The organism is Flavobacterium crassostreae (assembly GCF_001831475.1).
Classification (GTDB): domain Bacteria; phylum Bacteroidota; class Bacteroidia; order Flavobacteriales; family Flavobacteriaceae; genus Flavobacterium; species Flavobacterium crassostreae.
On the sequence record NZ_CP017688.1, the window covers coordinates 590,746 to 614,509 of the forward strand.

At 36.4% G+C, this 23,764-nt stretch carries 14 protein-coding genes and 1 tRNA gene; 9 read left to right on the forward strand and 6 right to left on the reverse strand.

Annotated features, from left to right (window positions below):
* The first annotated feature begins 195 nt into the window (after positions 1-195).
* Positions 196-3,222, forward strand: coding sequence for a DNA methyltransferase (locus LB076_RS02660; protein ID WP_066334863.1), 3,027 nt, complete (start codon positions 196-198; stop codon positions 3,220-3,222).
* Positions 3,203-3,919 (forward strand): hypothetical protein, encoded by a 717-nt coding sequence (locus LB076_RS02665; RefSeq protein WP_066334864.1) that lies wholly within the window; start codon positions 3,203-3,205, stop codon positions 3,917-3,919. Before LB076_RS02660 ends, LB076_RS02665 begins: the two co-directional genes overlap by 20 nt.
* A 109-nt stretch (positions 3,920-4,028) precedes the next feature.
* Here LB076_RS02665 and LB076_RS02670 read toward each other — a convergent pair.
* A tRNA-Leu gene (locus LB076_RS02670) sits at positions 4,029-4,108 on the reverse strand.
* A 282-nt stretch (positions 4,109-4,390) separates the two neighbouring features.
* On the opposite strand from LB076_RS02670, the gene LB076_RS02675 reads away from it, so the two are divergent.
* From LB076_RS02675 to pth, 3 genes are all read left to right on the forward strand, one after another.
* The gene (locus LB076_RS02675; RefSeq protein WP_066334865.1) at positions 4,391-5,332 is read left to right on the forward strand and encodes a ribose-phosphate pyrophosphokinase; all 942 of its coding nucleotides are present in this window, start codon (positions 4,391-4,393) and stop codon (positions 5,330-5,332) included.
* A 99-nt stretch (positions 5,333-5,431) separates the two neighbouring features.
* Positions 5,432-6,046 (forward strand): 50S ribosomal protein L25/general stress protein Ctc, encoded by a 615-nt coding sequence (locus LB076_RS02680; protein ID WP_066334867.1) that lies wholly within the window; start codon positions 5,432-5,434, stop codon positions 6,044-6,046.
* A 256-nt stretch (positions 6,047-6,302) separates the two neighbouring features.
* Positions 6,303-6,929, forward strand: a complete 627-nt coding sequence (gene pth, locus LB076_RS02685) for an aminoacyl-tRNA hydrolase (RefSeq protein ID WP_066334868.1) — start codon at positions 6,303-6,305, stop codon at positions 6,927-6,929.
* A 79-nt stretch (positions 6,930-7,008) separates the two neighbouring features.
* Here pth and LB076_RS02690 read toward each other — a convergent pair whose 3' ends face one another.
* The gene (locus tag LB076_RS02690) at positions 7,009-9,684 is read right to left on the reverse strand and encodes a zinc-dependent metalloprotease (protein ID WP_066334871.1); all 2,676 of its coding nucleotides are present in this window, start codon (positions 9,682-9,684) and stop codon (positions 7,009-7,011) included.
* 204 nt (positions 9,685-9,888) lie between these two features.
* Here LB076_RS02690 and LB076_RS02695 point away from each other — a divergent pair, with 204 nt between their 5' ends.
* From LB076_RS02695 to bioB, 3 genes are all read left to right on the forward strand, one after another.
* Positions 9,889-10,818, forward strand: coding sequence for a bifunctional riboflavin kinase/FAD synthetase (locus LB076_RS02695; protein ID WP_066334873.1), 930 nt, complete (start codon positions 9,889-9,891; stop codon positions 10,816-10,818).
* A 101-nt stretch (positions 10,819-10,919) separates the two neighbouring features.
* Entirely contained in the window at positions 10,920-11,357 is a 438-nt protein-coding gene (locus LB076_RS02700) for a hypothetical protein (protein ID WP_066334874.1), read from the forward strand.
* A gap of 160 nt (positions 11,358-11,517) precedes the next feature.
* Entirely contained in the window at positions 11,518-12,603 is a 1,086-nt protein-coding gene (gene bioB / locus LB076_RS02705) for a biotin synthase BioB (RefSeq protein ID WP_066334877.1), read from the forward strand.
* 85 nt (positions 12,604-12,688) lie between these two features.
* Here bioB and LB076_RS02710 read toward each other — a convergent pair whose 3' ends face one another.
* Together LB076_RS02710 and LB076_RS02715 are read right to left on the reverse strand one after the other, a co-directional pair.
* Positions 12,689-16,603: a delta-60 repeat domain-containing protein gene (locus LB076_RS02710; protein ID WP_078055286.1), complete on the reverse strand. Its 3,915-nt coding sequence runs from the start codon at positions 16,601-16,603 to the stop codon at positions 12,689-12,691.
* Between the two features lie 221 nt (positions 16,604-16,824).
* Positions 16,825-20,325, reverse strand: a complete 3,501-nt coding sequence (locus LB076_RS02715; protein ID WP_066334878.1) for a LamG-like jellyroll fold domain-containing protein — start codon at positions 20,323-20,325, stop codon at positions 16,825-16,827.
* A gap of 294 nt (positions 20,326-20,619) precedes the next feature.
* On the opposite strand from LB076_RS02715, the gene LB076_RS02720 reads away from it, so the two are divergent.
* On the forward strand, positions 20,620-21,093 hold the full coding sequence (locus LB076_RS02720; RefSeq protein WP_066334879.1) for a regulatory protein RecX: 474 nt from the start codon (positions 20,620-20,622) through the stop codon (positions 21,091-21,093).
* 18 nt (positions 21,094-21,111) lie between these two features.
* On the opposite strand, the gene LB076_RS02725 is transcribed toward LB076_RS02720, so the two are convergent.
* Both LB076_RS02725 and bioA read right to left on the reverse strand, forming a co-directional pair.
* Positions 21,112-22,269 (reverse strand): beta-ketoacyl synthase N-terminal-like domain-containing protein, encoded by a 1,158-nt coding sequence (locus LB076_RS02725; protein ID WP_066334882.1) that lies wholly within the window; start codon positions 22,267-22,269, stop codon positions 21,112-21,114.
* Positions 22,270-22,416: 147 nt separating this feature from the next.
* Positions 22,417-23,688, reverse strand: coding sequence for an adenosylmethionine--8-amino-7-oxononanoate transaminase (gene bioA, locus LB076_RS02730; RefSeq protein ID WP_066334883.1), 1,272 nt, complete (start codon positions 23,686-23,688; stop codon positions 22,417-22,419).
* Positions 23,689-23,764 lie beyond the last annotated feature (76 nt).

The following is a 23,764-nucleotide window of genomic DNA, read 5'->3' on the forward strand; positions in this document are numbered from 1 at the left end:
AGAATAAGATAAAACGTAAAATCAAACTATCGCGTTGTTTTAACAAAAAACGAAAAACAAAATCGGATTTTGATTAATTATAAAACCATAAATTATTAAACATTTATTTATGGTTTGTTACATCATTTTTCATTAATATTAGTATTTTTGTAAAAATAACCTTCAATTAAAAAGGTATTATACATCTAAAAATAAATGAATTACAAAGATTTTTTTTCAAATCTAGGATTTAACTTCAAATCTGATTTGGAGAATAGCATAATGGAATTTGAAAAAAAAGAAAATTTATCTAAAAAACTGAAAAATTCTGTTCTTTTTTATAAAAGTCCTAACAATACTAATACTTCATTTTATCTCATTACAACTGAATTAAGTTCTACTGAAATTGAAGACATTAGAAAATATATTTGGAATAAAAATGATGCAGATTTAATTTTTTATTACCCAGATGAGGATGCTAAATTAGTAATGTTTTATGCTAAATATTCTCCTAAAATAAGTAATGAAGAAAGCAAATTAGATACTTTTTCAACCTCTGAAAAGGATTTAGAAAAAATTGAGCAAATAAAACTTTGGAAATTTGATAGTGGCGTATTTTGGTTAAATTATTCTAAATTCATTACTAAAGCTAAATATAAAGGAATTGATAAAGAATTAGTTAACACTTTAAATGCTTTAAGAGATCAACTTAATGTTATACTATCAAAATTAATTTTAGATAAAAGAGAATGTAATAAGACTGTTCAAGCATTAATAGACAGAACTTTATATATTAAGTATTTAGAAGATAAACACATCATAAACTCACGTTTCTATGATTATTATTTTAAAGATGCTTCACTTAATTATCAGAAAATATTAGAAAATTATTCTGACGCGGATGTAAATAAATTATTTAAAATTATTCATGAAATCTTCAATAATAATCTATTTGAACAACCTACAATTGATGATAAGTATTTAACTAATGAAATTCGTAACTTAATAGCTACTTCATTTAAAGCAAATACTAATTCAGGACAGTTAAGATTATTTGATTTTCAATTTGATGTCTTGCCTGTTGAATTTATAAGTTACATTTATGAAGTTTTCTTATCTGATAAACAAAAAGAAAACGGCATTTATTATACTCCAAAAAAATTAGCTCAATTAATTGTTGATGACGTAATAAATGAAGATAGAATAGGTTCAATTTTAGATCCTTCAAGTGGTTCAGGAATGTTTCTTATTGTTGGCTATCAAAGACTTTTAGAAATTGCAAAAAAACAAGGATTAGAACCACAAGACAGTATTGGAAAAATAAAATTTAGATCTAAACTATTAGCGGATAACATTTTTGGTATAGAAAAAGAATTAACAGCGCAACGCTTTACTATTTTTTCACTTTCATTACAAATATTTGAAGGAATAGATCCTGTAGATATAAAAGAATATATTACTAATGAATTAAGTCAAAAAGGAAAAGTAGAGTTGTTTTCAGGATTTTCTTTTTTCGAAAATATAAAACAAGCTAACAGTCTTAATATATTAGAAAAAACTTTTGAAAACAAACAATTTTCATACTTGCTAGGAAACCCTCCATTTTTTAAAATCCCAAATACTAATGAATACAGCGATGAAATCTCATTTTTAAATTCTTATGAAGTAAATCAAGTAAAAGAAGATAAAAAATTAATTGCAAAAAATATTGTTGGTACATCTCAAATATCTCAATGCTTCTTTCTGAAAATAAAAGATTGGAGTAATGAAAATACTAGGTTTGGTTTTGTCTCTAATAGTTCTAATTTTTACAATGATAGATCTGAAAGTTTTCAAGAATACTTTTATTCTAAATATGGAATTGAAAAAATTTATGAACTTTCAAGAGTGAAAAAAATTTTGTTTGAAAAAGCAAATGAAAGTGTGATAGCATTGATTTTCACTAATAACTTGAAGAATAACATAATCGAATACTATCCTGTCGATTTAGGATTGTTTTCAGAAAAACCATTTGAATTATTAATTATTCAAGAGGACAAAGTAGTAGAAATTGAGCAAAAAAAATTAATAATTAAAAAAAACAAACTTAGAGATTTTTTAGTAGGCAATTTATTTGATATAAATCTGACCGAAAAACTAGGAGACAATAAAAAACTTATTCATTCTTACTCATCAATCGGTCGTGGCTTTCAAATCTGGGGAGAAACTGCTAGAAAAAAAGAGTTTGGTATTACAAAAGAAATGTGGAGAAGTTTTGATGAGCAAATCAAAAAAACATACTTAAATAGATTTATCAAAAAATTTTTTAATGAATACGAAGACAATACATACAACAAATCTTACATAAAGCCCTCTAATCTAAAACCTTTTGTGAAATTGCCAAGTCAGAAATTCATTAGTGATTTAAGTAACTTTGAAAGACCTATTAGCAATAAAGAAACTTACTTAGGTTCAAAATTGATGTTTACTAGAATTGGAAGTAAGTTAAATTGCGTTTATTCTTCTGACAACGACTACTTTGATTTTTCAATTTACACAATTAAACTTAAAAATAAAAATCTATATTATTTATTTCAGGCGATTTTAAACTCAAATATAATTGAGTATTATTTAGATTTTTACCTTCGGAAAAGAGTATTTGATTCTTTTTCAAGAATTGGTAATGAAGATATATTAAACATTCCCATTCCAAAAAATTTAGATCAAAATTTAATTGATAAAATATCAAATATCAGTAAGGATTTAACGGAACGGAAATTTGAGTTTTCGGAAAAACGACAGGAACTAAATGAACTTATTTATGAATTATATGAATTGTCCTATTGGGAAAAACAAAGAATTAGAGATTACTTCTTACCTAAAAATAAAATAGGAAGAAAGAAAAACAAATTAGACAATTATAAAACTACTATAAATGAAGTATTAAGTTTTTATCTTAAAAATTCCATTACGATTGAAGAAACTCCAACAGATTTTAATTTAATCGTAATGAAAATATCTTTAAATAGTAATTCAGATACCCCGAAAGCAGACGCAACAAAAAGGTTTATTTTAAATGAAGTTTTTGAAAATAATCCAAATGGTAATTTTTTAGCAAGCCAAGAAAAAATATTTGGTCAAGATTGTGTGTATATAATTAAAGAAGATATAAATACAAATTGGTCAGAAACAAAGGCTTTTGAGGACGGACAAGATATTTTAAAACATATTATAACTAGTGAGGATGGAGAGAGAATACATTAAAATATCAAAACCAACCCCTTTTTCAAATCACACCTCTGTTTTGAAAGAATTAGATGATGAATTTTGGAAAAACTGGATATTCTATCATTTGCTAACTTTTTATCAAAATTATGATAGCAAAGAGTTGAAGGAAAAAATTGAAACTGAAAGAAAAAAATCACACCCAAGAGTAGAAAGAGAAATAGCAAAATATATAAGACTTAAACTAAATGCCAATAGAGAATTTGGATATAACTTTAAAGCATTCGGCGAAAACACAAATGATGAAGATGTAGAAGGTAATTATGACATTACAATCCACAGTACTAATTGGAGAAGTAAAGATTTTTATTTTGAATGCAAAAATTTAGATAATAGCCAAGATTTAGTGAATAAATATGTTTGCTATCATAAAGGTCACTCTATTTATGACGGTGGTATCTTGAGATATTTCAACGGAAAATATGCTCAAGAATTAAATTTTGGTGGGATGATTGGATTTATTCTAGAAGGAGACACATTAAATATTAAAAATAAAATAGCCAAAAAACTAACTGAAAACTTAATAACTACTCCGCAAGGCGATTTATTAAAAATTTCAGATAACTCTATTAACCAAAATAATTTTAGTTTTGACAGCTTCCATAAAAGGTTTGATAATGAATTTATTATTCATCATTTATTATTCAACTTTTCTCAATCAAGTAAAATAGTGTAAACTATTCAAAACACTTTAAAATATTAAAGGTTAGAAAAAACTAGCCACCCTTTTGACCACACTTAAAAAGCAAAAAACCTCTTAATCAGAAGATTAAGAGGTTTTTAAGTACCCGGAGCCGGAGTCGAACCGGCACGGTTTCCCACAGGTGTTTGAGACCAGCGCGTCTACCAATTCCGCCATCCGGGCTTAGCAGACAAGAAACAAAAACAATTGTTTCTACGCAATAAAGAACTATTTGGTGGTAGCCAAAGAGTTATTCCTTTAACACGGTGCAAATGTAAAAAATAAAATTAAAAATTCAACTAAAAATACTTATTTTTTTTCCTTTCATAGTGGAATAATTTTTATAAATTTGCACCTCGTTAAAGAGAGTTTACACTAACTAACTACACCCGAGGCGTCTACAATTATTTTAGCTTAAATCAAGCAATCCTTTTTGTAGCGTAGCGGAATAAAACAACAAATTAAATGTCACACCTAGAGCCAGAAGCTAAAATTTTTGCTTGTTCCCAAAGTGTTTATCTAGCCGAAAAAATTGCTGAAGAATACGGTATCCCGTTAGGTAAAGTTACTATGTCCAAATATAGTGACGGAGAGTTCCAACCTTCTTACGAAGAATCCATCCGAGGCTTACGCGTGTTTATTGTTTGTTCTACATTCCCAAACTCAGACAATTTGATGGAATTATTACTAATGATTGATGCCGCCAAAAGAGCCTCTGCAAGGCATATTACTGCAGTAATACCTTACTTTGGTTGGGCAAGACAAGACCGCAAAGACAAACCTAGAGTACCAATAGGAGCAAAATTAACTGCCAAACTACTAGAAACTGCTGGAGCAACACGAGTTATGACCATGGATTTACATGCAGATCAAATTCAAGGATTTTTTGAAAAACCAGTAGACCACCTTTTTGCATCTACCATCTTTTTACCCTACGTAAAAAGCCTAGGATTAGAAAATCTAACCATAGCCTCACCAGACATGGGAGGTTCTAAGAGAGCCTACGCCTATTCTAAATTTTTAGACTCTGACGTAGTGATCTGTTACAAACAAAGAAAAGAAGCCAACATCATTGACACCATGGAGTTAATTGGAGAGGTAAAAGGCAAAAATGTAATCTTAGTAGATGACATGATAGATACCGGAGGAACCCTAGCCAAAGCCGCAGACCTAATGATGGACAAAGGAGCCCTGAGCGTAAGAGCAATATGCACCCACGCAATCCTGTCCGGAAATGCTTACGAGAAGATAGAAAACTCCAAACTATTAGAACTAATAGTTACCGACTCTATTCCACTCAAAAGAGCCTCCAAAAAAATACGCGTATTGAGTTGTGCCCCATTATTTTCTGAAGTAATGCACATGGTACACCATAACAACTCCATTAGCGGCAAGTTCATAATGTAAGTCCCATCTTAACAAAAAAGACAGGCAAGTCACAAGAATCCCAAAAAGACCTTGAGACAATTAATCCGTAGAATATTTAATAATTATATAATTTTTACAATGAAATCGATTACAATTAAAGGATCAGAAAGAGAAAGCGTAGGAAAAGTAGCAACTAAAGCCTTACGTAATGCTGGAGCGGTTCCTTGCGTGTTATACGGAGGAGATCAACCAGTGCATTTTTCAGCAGAAGAAAAAGCGTTCAAAAACTTGATTTACACTCCAAACGCACACACAGTTGTGATTGAGTTAGCAAACGGGAAAAAATTTGACGCCATTTTACAAGACATCCAAGTTCACCCAGTAAAAGACAACATTTTACACTTAGACTTTTTTCAAATCTTTGACAACAAAGAAATCACTATTGAAGTTCCTGTAAAAGTTGTAGGAAACTCCAAAGGAGTTATGGGAGGTGGAGATTTACGTTTAAACAACCGTAAACTTAAAGTAAGAGCATTGCCTAAAAATCTTCCTGATTTTGTAGAAGCAGACATTACACCACTAGACATGGGTAACAAATTGTACGTTACACAAGTCCCAGCAGAAAACTACAAGATCATGCACCCAGACAACACCGTGATTTGTCAAGTGAAGATCTCTCGTGCAGCTATGAAAGCAGCTCAAGAAGCAGCAAAAGCAGCAAAAGCAGGACCTGTAAAAGGAAAGAAAAAATAATATTTTTTTAACCCTCAAAAAAGCATCAGTTTTAAACTGGTGCTTTTTTTTTGCTCTAAAAACACCCTTTACTTTATTTTTAGAAGCACCAACCCCCTTGCTATAAAGAGAATCCCACACCAGCTGTCCATTATATCTTTTATGCCAAACACTGGCACAAAAGGATGCCATTTCCATCTGGGCTAGACAGAAACTATTTTTTTCCAAAACAATAAATTAGCGTATAATTCTAAGCAAATAACCCTATTTTTGCAAGATGTTAAAATGGATTCAAAAACTGTTTATGTCCAGCACAAAAACAGAAAACACAGATTATATGAAGAAATTTCTGATAGTAGGACTAGGCAACATCGGCGCAGAATACGTCAATACCAGACACAACATTGGTTTTAAAGTATTGGATCACCTCAGCAAAAAAGAAGGATTGACCTTTGAAACCGCAAAACTAGGCGCCCTAGCAACCTATAAATTTAAAGGGAAAACCCTACTGCTCTTAAAACCCAATACCTACATGAATTTAAGCGGCAAAGCCGTGCAATATTGGATGGATAAAGAAAACATCCCCCTAGAAAACCTATTCGTAATCACCGACGACTTAAACCTATCCTTCGGCACCATTCGTATCAAACCAAAAGGAAGCGATGGCGGGCATAATGGCCTAAAAAACATCCAATTGGTACTTCAAACCAACCAATACAGCCGATTTAGATTTGGAATCAGCGACGAATTCAAAAAAGGCAAACAAATAGACTACGTATTAGGAGAATGGGATCCATCGGAAAAAGAAAAACTTCCGGAGAGATTAGATATTGCCGCACAAATTATCCAATCCTTTGCCACGGCTGGATTAGAGAACACCATGACGACCTACAACGGCAAATAACAAAACAAATAAAGGGAAAGCCCCAAGAGCCTTCCCTTTATTTGTTTTTGTAAAAAACCCGTCTACAAAACGCCGTAATTTACTCTAAAATGATTTTTTTAACCGTTTTTTTGTTTCCTTCCATTACAGACAACATATAAACCCCTGGAGCAATCCCCTCTAAGGCAATATTCTCTGCAAAACTATTAGCAACATTAAACTGTTTTTCAAAAACTTTTTTACCCTGTATGGTATGCAATAAAAGAGTCACTTGACTAGCCATTGTGGCTTGCATACTAACGGTAAAGTTTCCAGAATTTGGATTAGGATAAACCAATACCTCATGGTTGGATGCTGCAAAATCGTTTGTGCTAAAAACGTATTCTTTAGTACATATAGCAATCGAGGCCGTATTTAAAGTACCCTCGTCTCCAATATAGCCATCTCGAATTCTAAAAGTCCAAACTCCTTCTACTTTTTCTTGATTAAATACTGCCAAATTTTTTGTTGGTGTAATGGTCTGCAAAGTAGTCTTTTGACAATCTAAAATCCCTCCTGCATCATCAAAGGTTAACTCCAAAGTTGTATTTGCTTTACCACAGCTTCCTTCCATTAATTTTACAATAGTCCCCGAAGGACTCACAATTTCCATATCTACATCAGACAAAAAAGCATGCGTAAAATTCACATTAAAATTAACATCGGTTACTAAAGCATTTGTAGCAGGAACTGTAATGGTTACTTCTTTATAAGCTTTGGTTTCAGGTATCGCAAAAGGAGCCGTAAAAACATAATTAGCACAACTAGAAGATACTTTGTACCCTATAGAAAACGGAGCACTATTTATAGCATAATAAATATTATTAGTAGGCTCAATCAAAATCCTACAATCTTTAGCAACCGCCTGAGGCACTATAATGTTCTGGGAACCATCATTGGGGGTAGCCGATGCCAGTTCTATAGGAAAAGTCAGCCCTCCATCTAGAGATAGTTTAATATTTACATTAGACGAACCAGCCAAAGTATTGGTATTGTTGACTGTCCAGGTGATGGTTTTAGATTCTCCTTGCAACCAGCTCGTATCGGTATTGTTTTGCGAAGTTACTGCAAATGGCCCTGCTTTGTCATTTACCTTTACAATCATTTCATCAAAATTGGTTTGTGCAGTTTTGGGCGCACCATTGTCTCTAGCGGTTAAAACAAAATGCAGTGTTCTTGCTACTGTAGCCGCAGATTCCCATTTGTTGGTTAGCTTATTAGAGAGAACATTGCTGTACATTGGCAGGTATCTAACAGGACTAATTACAGGGGGCAAAGAACGAAACAGGGGGCCATCATTTTTTGTGGCAACAGCAAAACTATCCTCGCCCTTGGATGTAATGGCGGTATCGTTTTGCTCCCAACTATAGGTTAAATTGTCTGCCGAAGTAGTTGATCCGGTTCCTTTTAAAACAAAAGCAGTACCCTTAGGGATAACATAATCTGGACCAGCATTGACAATAGGCGCGTCTCTGGGTATAGAAATGGTTACTGGACAACTCTTAGAGGCTAAATTATTTTTTATTTGATAAATACTAATCTGGTTGAAATAATCGTCGGAATTTGGTTGCACATCATAGTTTGAGGTAATCCCAGCATAACCCATAATGGTAGAACCGCTACCTGGCTCTACATTGGCAACTGTACCTTCAATTTGATGCGAAAAAGTATGATTTGCGCCCAATTGATGCCCCATTTCGTGGGCTACATAATCTACATCGAACTTGTCTCCTTCGGGCTTGTTATTGGATGGAGAAGTAAAAGCGCTCCCTTTCCCGAAAGGGTCATAGATTGTTGGCGCTTCACAGACACAACCAATGCAACCTGCGTTTCCACCACCACCAGAGGCTCCAAATAAATGCCCAATATCATAACCATCATTGGTTATTACGCTGGTTAAGTTTTTTTGCAGTTGTTCACTCCAATTTGCATCCGAATTAATATCCGAACCAACAGAAACTTCAGAGTAAGGGTCCGTAGCGGCATCGGTATAAATTAGTTTTTCGTTGTCTGCAATAAGGTTTAGTTGCAAGGATAAATCTTTGTTAAAAACGCCGTTAACTCTAGTCATGGTAGCATTCATGGCTGCCAATGCTCCTGGAACAGTGCCACCAAAATAGGTTGTGTATTCTGCCGTGCAGGATAAGGCCAAACGCAGTGTTTTAAAAACCTTATTTGTAACCGCTGGCTTGGCTGCTGTTGTCTGTAATTTTTTGTTAATACCTTGATCTACCGTCTTACAAACCAAAGGCAAACTTGCATCCGATTTGGTTTTGGAGGTAATGAGGGTATATAATTTTTTGTTTCCTGGATAGGCTTCAATAAATTCAGACTCCTTACCTGCTCTTAAAATCATGGTTTGTACTCCTACTGGAGCTAAACTAAAATGTAAAGAAGCAGTAGGATCCGTAATTCCGACTCCTGCATAAGCTCTAATGTCTGGGTATTTTTCTTGTAGAGCAGGCTCAAAATTAGAAGATTCCCAAACTTTAAATTTCTCAAAAACACCTTCACTATTAGGCACCATCACGGTTGCAAAATTCTCTTTTTTACCTTGAGTGGCAGCCAAGCTATTTCTTAAAAGTATGGGATCTAATTGCAATATAAGCGCAGTATCAGAGGAGGTTTTACTGGTTTTGGTTATACCAGCGGCGTTAACAATACGCCAAGGAGATTGCTCTTGGGCTTTTGCAGCTAAAAAACAAAAAACAAAAAAGAGAAAGTACCGTTTTTTCATGTGTAAGGGTATATATACTTCAAAAGTAACGTTTTAAGCCTAAATAAACAATTGTAGCATCCGATCGGGCAAAAAATGACCCTATAAATAGCCTTTGAAGAGTTTTTTGGGGTAAAAAAAGACAAAAAAAATCAAAATCCATTCTAGATATGGTTTCATTCTAAAATAGATAGTATAAATTTGCAGTATTATAAAACAATTCCTTTGAAGATTTTTCATTCTATAGCAGATTTTAATACCACCAAAAAAACCATCCTTACCTTAGGCACTTTTGATGGTGTGCATATTGGGCATAAAAAAATTCTTGAAAAGATTACTCAAAATACCGAAAACGGAAAATACGAAAGCTTGGTGCTGACTTTTTTTCCGCATCCCAGAATGGTATTACAGCAAAAGTCCGAACTTAAACTACTGAGTACGATTGCTGAAAAAACAGCGCTTCTGGAAAAAACGGGAATTGAAAATGTAATAATCCACCCCTTTGACGAGAGTTTTTCTAGACTAACGGCCGAAGATTTTGTAAAAACAATATTGGTTGAAAAATGCAATATCCAAAAAATAATTATTGGTCATGACCACCGATTTGGCCGAAATAGAACGGCCAATATTGACGATTTAATTGATTTTGGAAAAAAATATGGGTTTGAGGTTGCACAAATTTCTGCTCAAGAAATAAACGAAGTTTCGGTTAGTTCTACCAAAATAAGAAACGCCCTTGCTCAAGGCAACATGCATTTAGCCAATGAATATCTAGGGTATTCATATACAGTACAGGGTAAGGTAATTCGAGGAAAACAGTTAGGACGCACCATTGGGTTTCCTACCGCCAACATACAAATTCCTGAAGATTATAAACTCATCCCAAAAAACGGTGCTTACATTGTGCAGAGTGTTATTCAAGAAAAAACGGTATTTGGAATCCTAAATATTGGATTTAATCCAACGGTAAAATCTGCTGAAATATCCATTGAGGTTCATTTTTTAAATTTGGATGTAGACTTATACAACCAAAATTTATCCGTAGCTTTATTGGAATACTTGCGTCCGGAACAAAAATTTGATTCTCTGGAGCTATTGATAAAACAATTAGAAATAGACAAAGCAGCAGCCATAGCATACTTCAACAAACGTTAATATTAAATGGCTAACCCCTCTATATTTCAATAATTTCCGTAGCTTTGATAGTGAGTACTTATTTTCAAATAGTTAACCTTTAATAATTTAAAATTAAACACATGAAACTAACTAAAGAACTATACAACGGGATTATTATTTGGGTGGGAATTAGCATCTATTTCCTAATCATGAAAGCTCTAAACCTTGCAGATTTGTTTTATCTACGAGCTTTGAACATCCTTTTTATTTATTATGGTGTAAACAGAGTTTTGAGAAGTAATTACAACGATGGGAAAAATAGTTTCCCAGCAAATGCAACCTCTGCCCTTGCCACAGGCCTTATAGGGGTGTTTATTAGTATTGCAGGATTAGTTGCTTATAGCTACATTAAAGGAGGCGACAACTACATTGAATCACTCTCGGCTTCGTTTTTATTTGGCGGAGACCCTACTGTCGTAACCTATGGTATTTCCTTACTTTTTGAAGGCATCGTATCCGCCGTAATAGTAACATTTACTTTAATGTTATTTTGGAAAAAACGCTATCCATCTGACTAACATACTAAAGCTTACCTATTTTAAATGAAAGTTCTGAGTCAATAATAAATCTCTGAACCGACACATAACACATTAACTTTATTCAAAATTAGCTTTTAAGGCCATTGCATTGATTCTTTAGAACTATTTGATTACTTTTGAGGCTTTAAAAATCGTATCGATGAGCATTACAAAACACAATTGGACACAAGAAGAGATTATTGCAATATATAACAAACCAATGATGGATTTGCTTTTTGAAGCAGCATCAATCCACAGAGAACACCACGATCCAAATGTGGTGCAGGTATCCACCTTGTTATCCATAAAAACAGGAGGATGCCCAGAAGACTGTGGCTATTGTCCGCAAGCGGCAAGATACCATACCTCTGTAGAAGGAAATGATTTAATGACCGTAAGCCAAGTAAAAGCACAGGCCTTGAGAGCAAAATCTGGAGGATCCTCTAGAGTATGTATGGGTGCTGCGTGGAGAAACGTAAAAGATGGCCCTGAGTTTGACCAAGTCTTAGAGATGGTTCGTACCATTAACAAGCTAGACATGGAAGTTTGTTGTACCCTAGGTATGATTACCGAAAACCAAGCACAACGACTTGCCGAGGCGGGTTTATATGCCTACAATCATAATTTAGACACCTCTGAGGAGTATTACAAAGAAGTTATTTCTACTCGCGGTTATGAAGATCGTTTGCAAACCATTGCCAATGTTCGTAAAACAAATGTAACGGTTTGTAGCGGCGGTATTATAGGCATGGGAGAAAGCATTGAAGACAGAGCAGGAATGCTTGTAGCACTTTCTACCTTAAATCCACAACCAGAATCGGTGCCAATAAACGCATTAGTTGCTGTAGAAGGCACTCCAATGGAAGAAGAAAAGCCTGTGGAAATATGGGAAATGATCCGTATGGTAGCAACGACCCGTATTGTTATGCCTGAAACACAAGTCCGCTTATCTGCGGGAAGAATGAACATGACCAGAGAAGGACAAGCTATGTGCTTTTTTGCTGGTGCAAATTCTATTTTTGCTGGTGACAAATTGCTTACCACTCCCAATCCAGATGTTAACGAAGACATGAAAATGTTTGAAATGCTAGGATTAAACCCTCAAAAACCATTTACCAAAGTTTCGCAGCCCGCTACCGTAGAGGCGCAAGACTCTCAATTTAGTACTCTCGGCGAAAAACCTAAGTGGACCAGACCTGCCCATACTATTGAGCGCAATCTAGAAGCTTCTGCCAAAGGAAAATAATCTATTTTTTTAGAGATAAAAGCAATGCCTTGTTTTGAAAATCAAAACAAGGCATTGCTTTTTTTAGTATAGTAGTTTTCCTGTTTTAAAACAGAACCTTTTTGGTTACTATTTTATGGTTTTCTAAAATTATTTTTAATACAAATACATTAGTAGTGTTCGAGAAATCTTCTATTACAAAACTAGGTGCATAAATTGCTGTATTGGCATACACTTCTTTGCCCAAAATATCGTATATTTTGATGGCTTCTATACCTTCTTTACTACTTATTTGCAATTGTTTATCTACTACACAAACTGTCGTCTCTAAATTGGATCCCACAACAAAATCAGACGTATTTAGAGTTTCTTTGTCAAAAGCAATCATAAAACGGTCCTCAAAGGTTCCTGCTTCTGTTTCAAAGCTATAATCTCCTTTTTTTAGATCGTGGGTTGTACTAGTGAGTTTGTCTATCAAATACACTTCTTGAGTAACAAACAAACCATCCCTAGTATCTGCTGCAATACTATAAGTGCCCTTTGTTTTAGCATTGTACCCCAATCCTATAGAATCGGATGCTTCAAAAGGCACTCCTTTTGCCTGAATGGTTAGCTTTTTGTCCTGACAGAGACTATAAAAATCTATATTTTCATTACTTTTAAAACTTTCACCATCTAGTGCAGCATCATAGGTATCCGTGGCTCCATCCATATATCCCAATAGCAGTTGCTTAAATACGCCTTGCTCATTGTACATATTTAACCAAATTCGGTGTTTTTCGGCAGTAATTGCTTGGGCTTTGTTTTGCAAAATAGTTGTTCTAAAAAAATGGGTGTTAGCTCCTACAATTCGCATAGAATTATCGAAGTTTACTACTCCTTGGTCGGTAATTGAAGTTACAAAAAAAGATTGCCCTGAAGCAATTTTACCATTTGGCTTGACTGTACTTGCTGTGACACTCTTGGGCGCTGTAGTACCCACGCCACCAAACAAATTGTAAACGGCATAATCATCCGTCAAGTATTTATTATGACCAATAGGTGAGGTATTATGAGACCATAAATAAATGGTTCCGTTGATGGCATTGCTATTTTTTTCTAAAAAAACATCCGCATCTATTGCTGATGGATAGGGATTCCCTACCAAATTATGGCTTGAGGTAGCGCCGAGGGCAACTGTTTTTTGTCCATTATGTGGTATTCCAATAAAATTAGCTTGGTGGATTGCTTTGGCCGTTTGCGAAAAGCTTTGCGGTCCTCTTATGATATATCCTTTTCCTGGTTCCATAGCCAATGCAGGATCGGCAACGGACCAAGAGTTGGTCTCTGGCAAAAAGGAAAAAAAGGTATCCCATGGTGTTTCCGGAGAAGTAGCTAACAATATATGATTTTGGACCGGCGAGGACCAATAGGTGTAATCTAATTGGGCAATGGGTGTTGTTTTGCGTTCTATTCTTGCTGTTGCTGTATTGACAACTGCATCCTCATCTTGGTATAAAGAGGCATTATTTTTTATTATTAAAGTACCCAAACCAGAATAATTAAATGCTAAAGAAAGTGTTGCATTGCCGTTGACGGTCACTTTCTTATCTAAAGCAATACTGCATGAACAGGCGGCAACCGAGGCAGTAAACGTATAATCTTTTTCAAAAAAGGCGTTTTTGCTAATTGTAGGCAATCCATTAGTCCAACTCGCACCATCCCAAATAGTGGTGTCTGTACACAAACGGATCCGGGCCACTCTATGGTTTGCTACTCCGGTAACAGAATTGAAATTACCCGCAATAATCAGTTTTCCATCCACGGTCAAGCTTGTTGCATAAAGGGTACTGTTTAAATCTACATAAAACGAGCTATCATAGGTTCCGTCTGCTAGCAAACGAGCCAATCTTTTGACAGGATTACCGTTGTATTTTCCGGAGAATGTTCCTCCTATCAAAATCCGTCCATCAGGCTGCACCAGTAACGAGCGTACGGTACCGTTACTCAATCCGGTACCAGATTGGAACGAAGTATCTAAACTTCCATCGGCGTTCAAACGCAATAGTCTCTTAAATGGAATACCATTATATGTTTGAAATATTCCTCCCACGACAATTTTGCCATCCAATTGTAAGGCTAGAGTATAAATGTTTTTATCAAATCCAGTGCCAATAGCAAAAGTATTGTCTATACTCCCATCTGGATGTAACCGGACCATTCTGGTGTAATTTTCGCCATTAAAACTTAAAAAATGCCCTGCCAGGACTATTTTTCCATCGGGTTGTAAAACTATAGAATCTATGGTTCCGTCTGCACCCAAGCCTACGTCAAAGCTAGCATCCACAGAACCATCTGGCAACACCCTACTAATCTTATTGGCAATTTGACCATTATACTTTGTAAAACTTCCAGCAATAACAATTTTTCCGTCTGGTTGAAGTTGCATAGCATAAATTGGGTTGTTTATAGATCCTGCGTTTACAAATGTGGGGTCTATAGATCCATCTACCAAAATCCGTACAATTTTACTTACCGTAGCCCCATTGTAATTAGTAAATCCACCTGCTATAATTAGTTTGCCATCGGGTTGTAAAATGGCTGTTCTTATGGTGTTATTAGCTCCAAGATTAGCCGTATTAAATTCTGGATCCAGACTTCCATCTTCGTTTAAACGAGCTACTTTAGAAACCGCTATACCGTTAAAGCTATTAAAATCTCCAAAAATCATGGTTTTTTTATTTGCCAAAGAAATTGTTTTATATACGCTGCTATCAAAGCCAATCTCTGCACTTAAAAAATGGGGATCCAACGCCCCTTTGGAATCCAACTTAGCTAACCTACCCCTATTTTTAGAATCAAAAACAGAAAACGAGCCTCCTACAAACCAAGATCCGTCTGGAGCATTAACAAAATCATAAACTGTAGCTGTAGCTGGCCCGGAGCCAATATCAAAAATAGGGTTAATAGTACCATCGGAATTCAGCAATACCATTTTGCGGACCTCGGTACCATTATAGTCATTGGTAAACCCACCTCCTATCATTATATTTTGGTTCTCAAGTACTTTTATAACCGAAACACTACTGTTGCTAAAACCAGTTCCAGACATAAAGGTATTATCTATGGATCCGTTGGAGTGCAAACGAACAATTCGGTTAACTGTTTTGGCATTATATGTTGTAAAACTGCCGCCTACCAAAATTTTACCATCTGCCTGCAGGTCTAAAGCAGCAACATTGGCATCAAATCCGGAACCAACATTAAAGGTGGCATCTACACTTCCATCTGGATTTAATCGGACCATTTTATTAGAAGAAATTCCATTAAAAGTATCAAAAGATCCTGCTATTAGGATTTTACCATCCGCTTGCACACAGACTTTTCTTACCAAACCACTTGCTCCAGTACCCACTACAAACGAGCTATCTAAACTGCCATCTGGATTAATCCGCACAATTCTATTGGTTGATACAGCAGCATATTTAGTAAAACTACCTACTAAAATTATTTTCTCGTCTGGTTGTTGGGCTACACCATACACTATATTGTTGCCCACTCCTAGACTAGTATCCAAGCTGGTGTCTAAAGAGCCGTCTTCATGCAACCTAGCTACTCTTCCAATACTGGATTGGTTGTAGGTTGTAAAAGAGCCCACCACAATACTTTTGCCATCTTTTTGTATAAGGATTTGCTCTATTTTTTTATTGAAACCTTCATTTAGCTCAAAGCTATCGTCCACCGATCCATCTTCATGCAACCTGCTTAGATAAGGCAAACTGTTGCCGTTAAAATTGAGATAATCTCCTGCTACAAGTAACTTTCCGTCTGTCTGCAGCGCAATGCTACGGACTACTTTATCAAAACCATCTCCTTTAAAACCTGTATCAATAGTATTAAAGGTTTTATCAATCAATCCTTGTTGTGCCGCTAGGTTTCCAATAAAAATAAAAAAGGCTACAATACAAATAACATACGTTTTTTTGTTCAAAATAAATAAGTGTTTAATTAATATATCGATGCTAAAAAATATTTTTAGCATTATCTAAATTATTTTAAACCTCATTTGGGGGAAAGGTTAAAGTCCAGACTAATTTTAAAAAAGCCTTAACAGACAACTAGTTACAAAAATATAATTGTTTATCTAATCTTACAATACCTGTTTTTAGTGATATTTATAAAAAAAACTACCCATCCATTTTTTAAACAAAAAAAGTCCGTTAGAAGTATAACGGACTTTGAAATAATTATATTAAAGAGAGCCTAATAGCGTATCTTTTGAGTGATGGTTTGCCCGTTTTGAAGCAAGACTTTTACAATTAGAACCGTATCTATAGCTGTTAAATTCAAAAGTTGTACTCGAGAGGCATCCACTTTAGTTTTGGAGTAAAGCTGTTTTCCCGAAAAATCATAGACCAACACCTTATCTATTAGCTTACCGTCTAAAGACTCAATACTAATTTCTTTGTTTTTAGAAACAATAACAACCCCAGTATTTGGCAACTCAAAAGCATCCGTTTGTAAGGTTTTGTTGGTATATCGTAAAACAAAACGCTCTTTAAAGACGCCTGCTTCGGTGGCAAAGTGATAGGGATCCTGGGTTAAATTATGGATGCTATTTAAAACTCTATCTTCCAAAAACACGGATTTGTTATCAAAAATACCATCCTTTTGATCCAAAGCAATCTGAAAATCTCCTGCAATGTTACTTTCGTAGCCAAGGCTTACTGTGTCCTTTTCGTCAAATGGCAATGCTCTACCTTGTATAGATAAGTCCAAATCGTCTTGCAAACTATAAAAATTAATAAATGCATTAGCATTAAAATTGGCTCCGTCATAAGCATTATCGTAATTGTTTGTTGCTCCAGATACATACCCCACTAAAATTTGCTTGAATGCACCTTGAGCATTAGTCAAGTTCAACCAGATTCTGTTTTTTTCTAAAGAAACTACTTTTTGAGAATTTAAAGAAGGTCTAAAAAACTGTGAATTACTTAATACAACCCCTGATTTGGTACGCATAGCATTATTAAAAATTGCATTTCCTGGCGCCGTGCTTACCGCAAAAAAAGATTGTCCTGCAGCAATTTCGCCAGTTGGTGCAGCAGTATTAATAGCGCCTGGATTTGTAGCACTAGGAGCTGCTGCTCTTGTAGCAGTACCTCCGGTCAAATTGTACGTTGCATAATCATCCGAAGAATACGCATAGGTACCCGTTCCGGGATTAGAAACTCCAATACCTATATCCGTATTGTGCGTCCAAAAGTAAATAGTCCCTTGCAAAACGGTACTATTGGCACTCAAAAATGCATTAGCATCTAGGGCAGATGGATACGGGTTTCCAATAAGGTTGTAAACAGCAGTCCCTTCAATTGCAATAGTAACGGGTCCGTTTATTGGTTCGCCTATAAACGAAGCTTCGTGTATTCCGGTTGGCGGATTCGGTGCATAGAACTCTTGTGGACCTCTTATAATGTATCCTTTAGCAGGAATCATATTGGTATTGTATGAATCTTCGTATTTCCAATTGTTTGCAGCTGCGTCAAAAGATAAAAATTTATCTCCAAGAGTCGTTGGCGAAACCGCTATTAATTTTTGATTTTTAACTGGTGAAGACCAATAGGTATAATCAAATTTGTCTATAAGATTTGTTCTGCGCTTGTAGGTTATTATTCCAGAATTAGGAGTAGACAGAAGGTCTTGTACTTGTATTAAACTAGCTTTATCCTCAAAAGTAAGCGTTCCAGTACCCAGCACTACCACTTCGTTTTGAACTCGCATATAACGCCCTCCTTTAATAGTCACAGCAACGCCGTTTGCTACCTCACAAGAGCATCCTTCAAGGTCTGTATTGATTGTATTGGGATAATTCCCAGCAAATACCATTTTTTTACTGGCTGTTGGCGTTCCATTGGACCAAGCACTCCCATTCCAGGTTGTTGCAGCAGCAGAAACCGTAAAAGTAGTTGCTGTTGGACAACCCACCCCAGCAAGACTTACTGTGAGGGTATAACTGCCAGTTGTTAAACCACTAATGTTTTTGGTAGTGCGCACAAATGCTGCATCTCCGGTTTTAGCCCACGAATAGGTGCAAGGATCTTTCCAAACAGGAGTATTTACTAAAGTAGCATTGGTTCCTGCGGGAACACTTGCTAAGGTTGTTCCAGCACCTTCATAAAGATTGTATCCAGCTATCAATCCGCTGGTTGCAGCGGTATAATTGGTAGGACTGCTTGCTAGATTTATTATTTCAGCTGGCAATAAGGCCCTATTGTATATCCCAACTTTCATGATTTGACCCGTAAAAGTATTTCCGGTAGCATTAAAAACCCCACTACCCACTTTGGTAGAAAAAGTAGAACTACCGTAATCGCTAGTGCCAACTCCCGCAGCTTGTGTTACAAGCAGTACGCCATCTGCATAAATTTTTATATTAGTACCGTCTCCCATGGCAACAATATGATGCCAATTATCGTCTCCTAATCCTGCTGGAATATTCACATAAGTATTTCCACGAGGAGTCCATAGATGAAATCTTGTACCACTAAACCCAAATTCTATGGCATCGTTTTGTCCAAACAAACTAGTTAAACCGCCTGGTATGTCACTCGATTTGTATTTTATCCAACCCTCCATGGCAAAAGCTTTTCTGCCTGAGAGAATCGGAGCATTTAAATCCACATAATCATTATCTGCTTGTAAAAACTCCAAGGCACTATTGCCATTTGTGATGCTAATAGCACCATCATTGCTAGAACAACCAGCGCCCGTTATTGCAGCAGTTAGCGCTGGCAATGGCGGTCTAACATCCATAGTAACAGCATTAGAGGTAGCCGGACTACCCGTAAGGCAAGGGCTAGCATTGGAAGTCATAACACAACTAACCACGTCTCCTTTGACCAAAGTAGCACTAGAGAAAACCGAACCTCCGCTACCAACATTGGTTGTACCTACCTTCCATTGGTAGGTTGGCGCAGTACCTCCGTTTGTAGGGGTAGCAGTAAAAGTAACCAAACCTCCTGTACAAATTGTCCCAGAAGGACTCGCGGCAATGGTTACACTCGCTGGCTTTGAAGGCGTAAACCGATATAGCTGATCGCTTGCTGGTTTTGCACCAATGGAAGTTATAAATGTACTAGAACTGGCTGCAGGAGCCACTCCAGAATTATCGAGAGTCAGATACGTATCTGCGACATCATAAATACCAATAGTTGCAGTCGCAGTACCTGAAATGGCAGATGCTCCTTGTTTGTAATTATATTCAATTACATTAGTAGTTTCGTACAACCATACCTGAAATGAAATGACATCATTATTACTTAGATAATTCCATCGCTGCTGAGACCATTCTATTTTAAATATTCTATTTGGCGCAGTGCCCGAAACCGCATACCTAGGAATTGTTCCATTTTTAAGATCATCCCATAAAGGCAATAATGCTGGCTTAATTGAAGATGCATTACCAATACTATTTGCATAATTTTGTAGATTGGTTATAGCTGGATTCACAAAGCTTAACCAACCATTACTAGATACCGCAAACTGAAAATACGTTTGTCCTGCAAAAACAAAACCAAAAGGCAGCGGGGTTAAATCCGACACTTTATCATCATCTGTAGCGCTCATACCCAGAACATTGGTTGCCGAAGTTAAAGGCACATAGGTACTAGAAGCCGCTGTAAAACAATAACTACTCGCATTTTGACCAATACTAAAAATTGGCAACAATAAAAACACAAGTAATAGGAGGATAATTCTTTTCATTATATAGGGTAATTTTTTAAAATCTCATTTATAAAAACGGCATCGTAGGTAGGTACTATTTACAAATCAGTACAATATCGCCTTTTATAGGTCTTGTATTAAAATTTATTCGATTAAAAGCGGTAAACCATCGATTAAACGTGTGTTTTTAGCCTGCTACAAACAAACCAAAACCCTTAATAACCACTATTTTAGCCTCTACTGCATGTTCTGAAAAATAGCCTTTAGAAATAAAACAACTTTATTTTTGCAAAACCTGTGCAAAAATACTAAATTTCGAGCTAAAATTAAATAATGAATTTCTTTATCTCCCTAAAAGATGCCACCAAAAAAATAGAACACTATTGCGCCTACCAAGAGCGATGCCACGAAGAAGTAATAACAAAGCTACGGAGCATGAAAATGGATGCAGACGAAATAGATCGCATTATGGCGCAGCTGATTCAGGATAATTTTTTGAACGAGGAGCGTTTTGCACGCAGTTTTGCAAGAGGAAAGCACCGCATCAAACATTGGGGAACCATTAGAATTACTAACGAATTAAAATTCAGACAAATAAACCAACGTTTAATTGCCACTGCACTAAAAGAAATCACGCCCCAAGAATATGCAGAAACCCTAGACCTATTGGCCGAAAGGACCTGGCAAAATATATCTGAAAGCAACGCTCTAAAAAAACGCAAAAAATTTTGCGACAGCTTGTTACGAAAAGGGTTTGAGAGCAATTTGGTTTACCAAAAGGCCAAAGAATTAGAAGCCTTATCCTAAAACCTTTCTAAAACACACTCAAAGAGTCAACAACACACTCACGGCATTTCCACCAAAACCAACGGCATTGACCAATACTTTTTTGATGGGTTTGGTTTGGGGTACCGCTGGCGCAAAAGGGACTCCCACAAAGGTGTTGTGTTGCATCATCAAAATTGCCAACTCCAAACTCAATAAACCCGAAGCTCCAAAAGTATGCCCGATTTTCCATTTATTAGTAGTCAACAAAGGCAGGCTTTCGCCAAAAATACTCTGGATTGCCTTATACTCGGTTATGTCTCCTTTTATGGTTCCGGGAGCATGCATCACAATGGCATCTACGTCCGAGAAGGCGGTGTCTTTTAGGGCCATTCGCATGGATTTTTGAAAACAAACGGCTTCGGCAGAAATGGAAATATTGTGTTCCAAAATTTCTGTTGCATATCCAATACCTTCAATAAAAGCAAGGGCATGGTCTTTTTTGCCTATTTCTAAACAACAAACTGCAGCACCTTCTCCAAGAACCATTGTGTTTTGTGTTTTGTGTAGATCTAATGCTTTGTTGGGGTAGGCATCTTCTTGGGCTCTTGAATAAATTTTTAAAGCACGCATTTGAGCAATTGTAAAATCGGTCAAAGGTGCCTCACTGCCGCCTACCATAAATTTAGTAAGCATGCCGGATTTTAGCCAAGCTACTCCATTTAAAACCGCATGCAACGCCGTAGAACAAGTAATGGAATGGGAGATCTCTGGCCCTGAACTTTGCAAATCATGCGCCACCCAGGAAGAAATGTTTCCGAGTGTGGTGGTTGGCGAGGATAGGGTTGGTGCTTTGCCGGTTTCTAAATATTCTTGGTGGTGTTTTTCAAATAAATCTGTGGCACCACGTGAGGAACCAATATTGATTCCGAATATATCGTTGGCGCTCCAACCTGCTTGTTTTAATGCTGCTCGAGAGGCTTGTATGGCGTATAATACGGAATTATCCAGAAATTTGTATTTGGAATCCGATTGTTTTAATTGTGCTATTTTTGCGGTTGTGGCTGCCGTTAATGGGGCTATAACGGTGGGTACATTATCTAGTGTTTTTTGTACAAAACAATGTTGGTCCTTTAGATAATGCTCCCAAATGTGTTGTGAATTATCTCCTAATGGAGAAACGGATGCCAGAGCGGTTATGGATATTATTTGTGACACAATTAAGGATTATGAGTGTTAAAATTGGAACCTACATTAGGTGTAGTATTCTTTTTTTTAGCCCTGATAGTAGTGAAAATCCTTTATTCTCTCCCGTCTTTAGGGAGAGAATAAAGATTGTAACGGATAGCAGGATTAGCTACAAAATTAAACTATTTCGAGCGCATCTTGGACTACTTGATATATTTTTTGTAGTTGGGCATCGGTGATGATGTACGGCGGCAAAATGTAAACGATATTGCCAACGGGCCTAAGTACTACGCCGTTCTGGATAAAAAAATCATAGAGTTTGTTTCTTAAACTTCCGTAGTAACTTGCCGTTGCTTGGGTTTTTATTTCTAAGGCAAAGATAGTCCCTAAAACACGGGTGGTGTGTACTTTGGGGTGCTGCTTGATTTTGCTTTGAAAGTCCAGATGGTTTTGGTGTACGCGAACTAAATTGGCTTGCATCTCTGGGCTTTGCAATAGCTCTAGGCTGGCTAATGCTGCTGCGCAACCGGTGGGGTTTGCGGTAAAGGTGTGTCCGTGAAAGAGTGCTTTGTTGATGTCTTGGTCATAAAAAGCGTCAAAAATAACTTGGGTAAAGGTGGTGATTGCCATTGGAATGGTACCGCCTGTTAGTGCTTTGGACATGCACATGATATCTGGCATTTGATGAAGGTGGTCCATGGCAAAATTTTTGCCTGTTTTGCCAAAACCGGTCATTACTTCGTCTGCAATGGTTAGCACTTGGTTTTGTTTACAAATTTCAAGTAATTGGTCTAATGCTTCGGGTTCGTGCATGACCATTCCTGCGGCTCCTTGTACTAGGGGTTCAAAGATAAAAGCGGCACAGGGGTTGTTTTGTATTTGCATCTGAAGCGCATCGTAACTTTCTTGCTCTTTTCCTTTTGTGGGTGCCGGAATGCGCACTACGTCAATAAACATGCCTTTGAAGGCTTGGGTATAAAACGAGATGCCGCTGGCAGCCATGGCGGCAAAGGTATCGCCATGAAAAGCATTTTCGAAAGCAATTATGGTGGTGCGTTTTTCGGCTTTATTAAAAAAAAACTGCAGGGCTACTTTGATGGCTACTTCTACTGCCGTGGAGCCATTGTCTGAAAAAAATACTTTTTGTTGGTTGGCTGGCAAAATTTGCATTAGTTTTTCGCTAAGCACAATGGCGGGTTCGTGGGTAAAACCGCCAAAAAGTACATGTTCTAATGTGGTAAGTTGTTTGTAGATGGCATCGGCAATAAATCGGTTGCTGTGGCCGTAAGGGTTTACCCACCAAGAGGCGATGGCATCAATATATTCTTTGTTGTTTTCGTCCCAAAGCAAGGCACCTTCTCCTTTGGTGATAGCAATTGGCAATGCAGCGGTTTTGTGTTGGGTATAGGGATGCCAAAGATGGTGTTGGTCTCTTTCTGATAATGTCATTTTTTGAGAATATGGAGATCCGAATATATAAACAAACGGATCGCAATTAGATGCAAAGATAAAATCTATTTTCTAG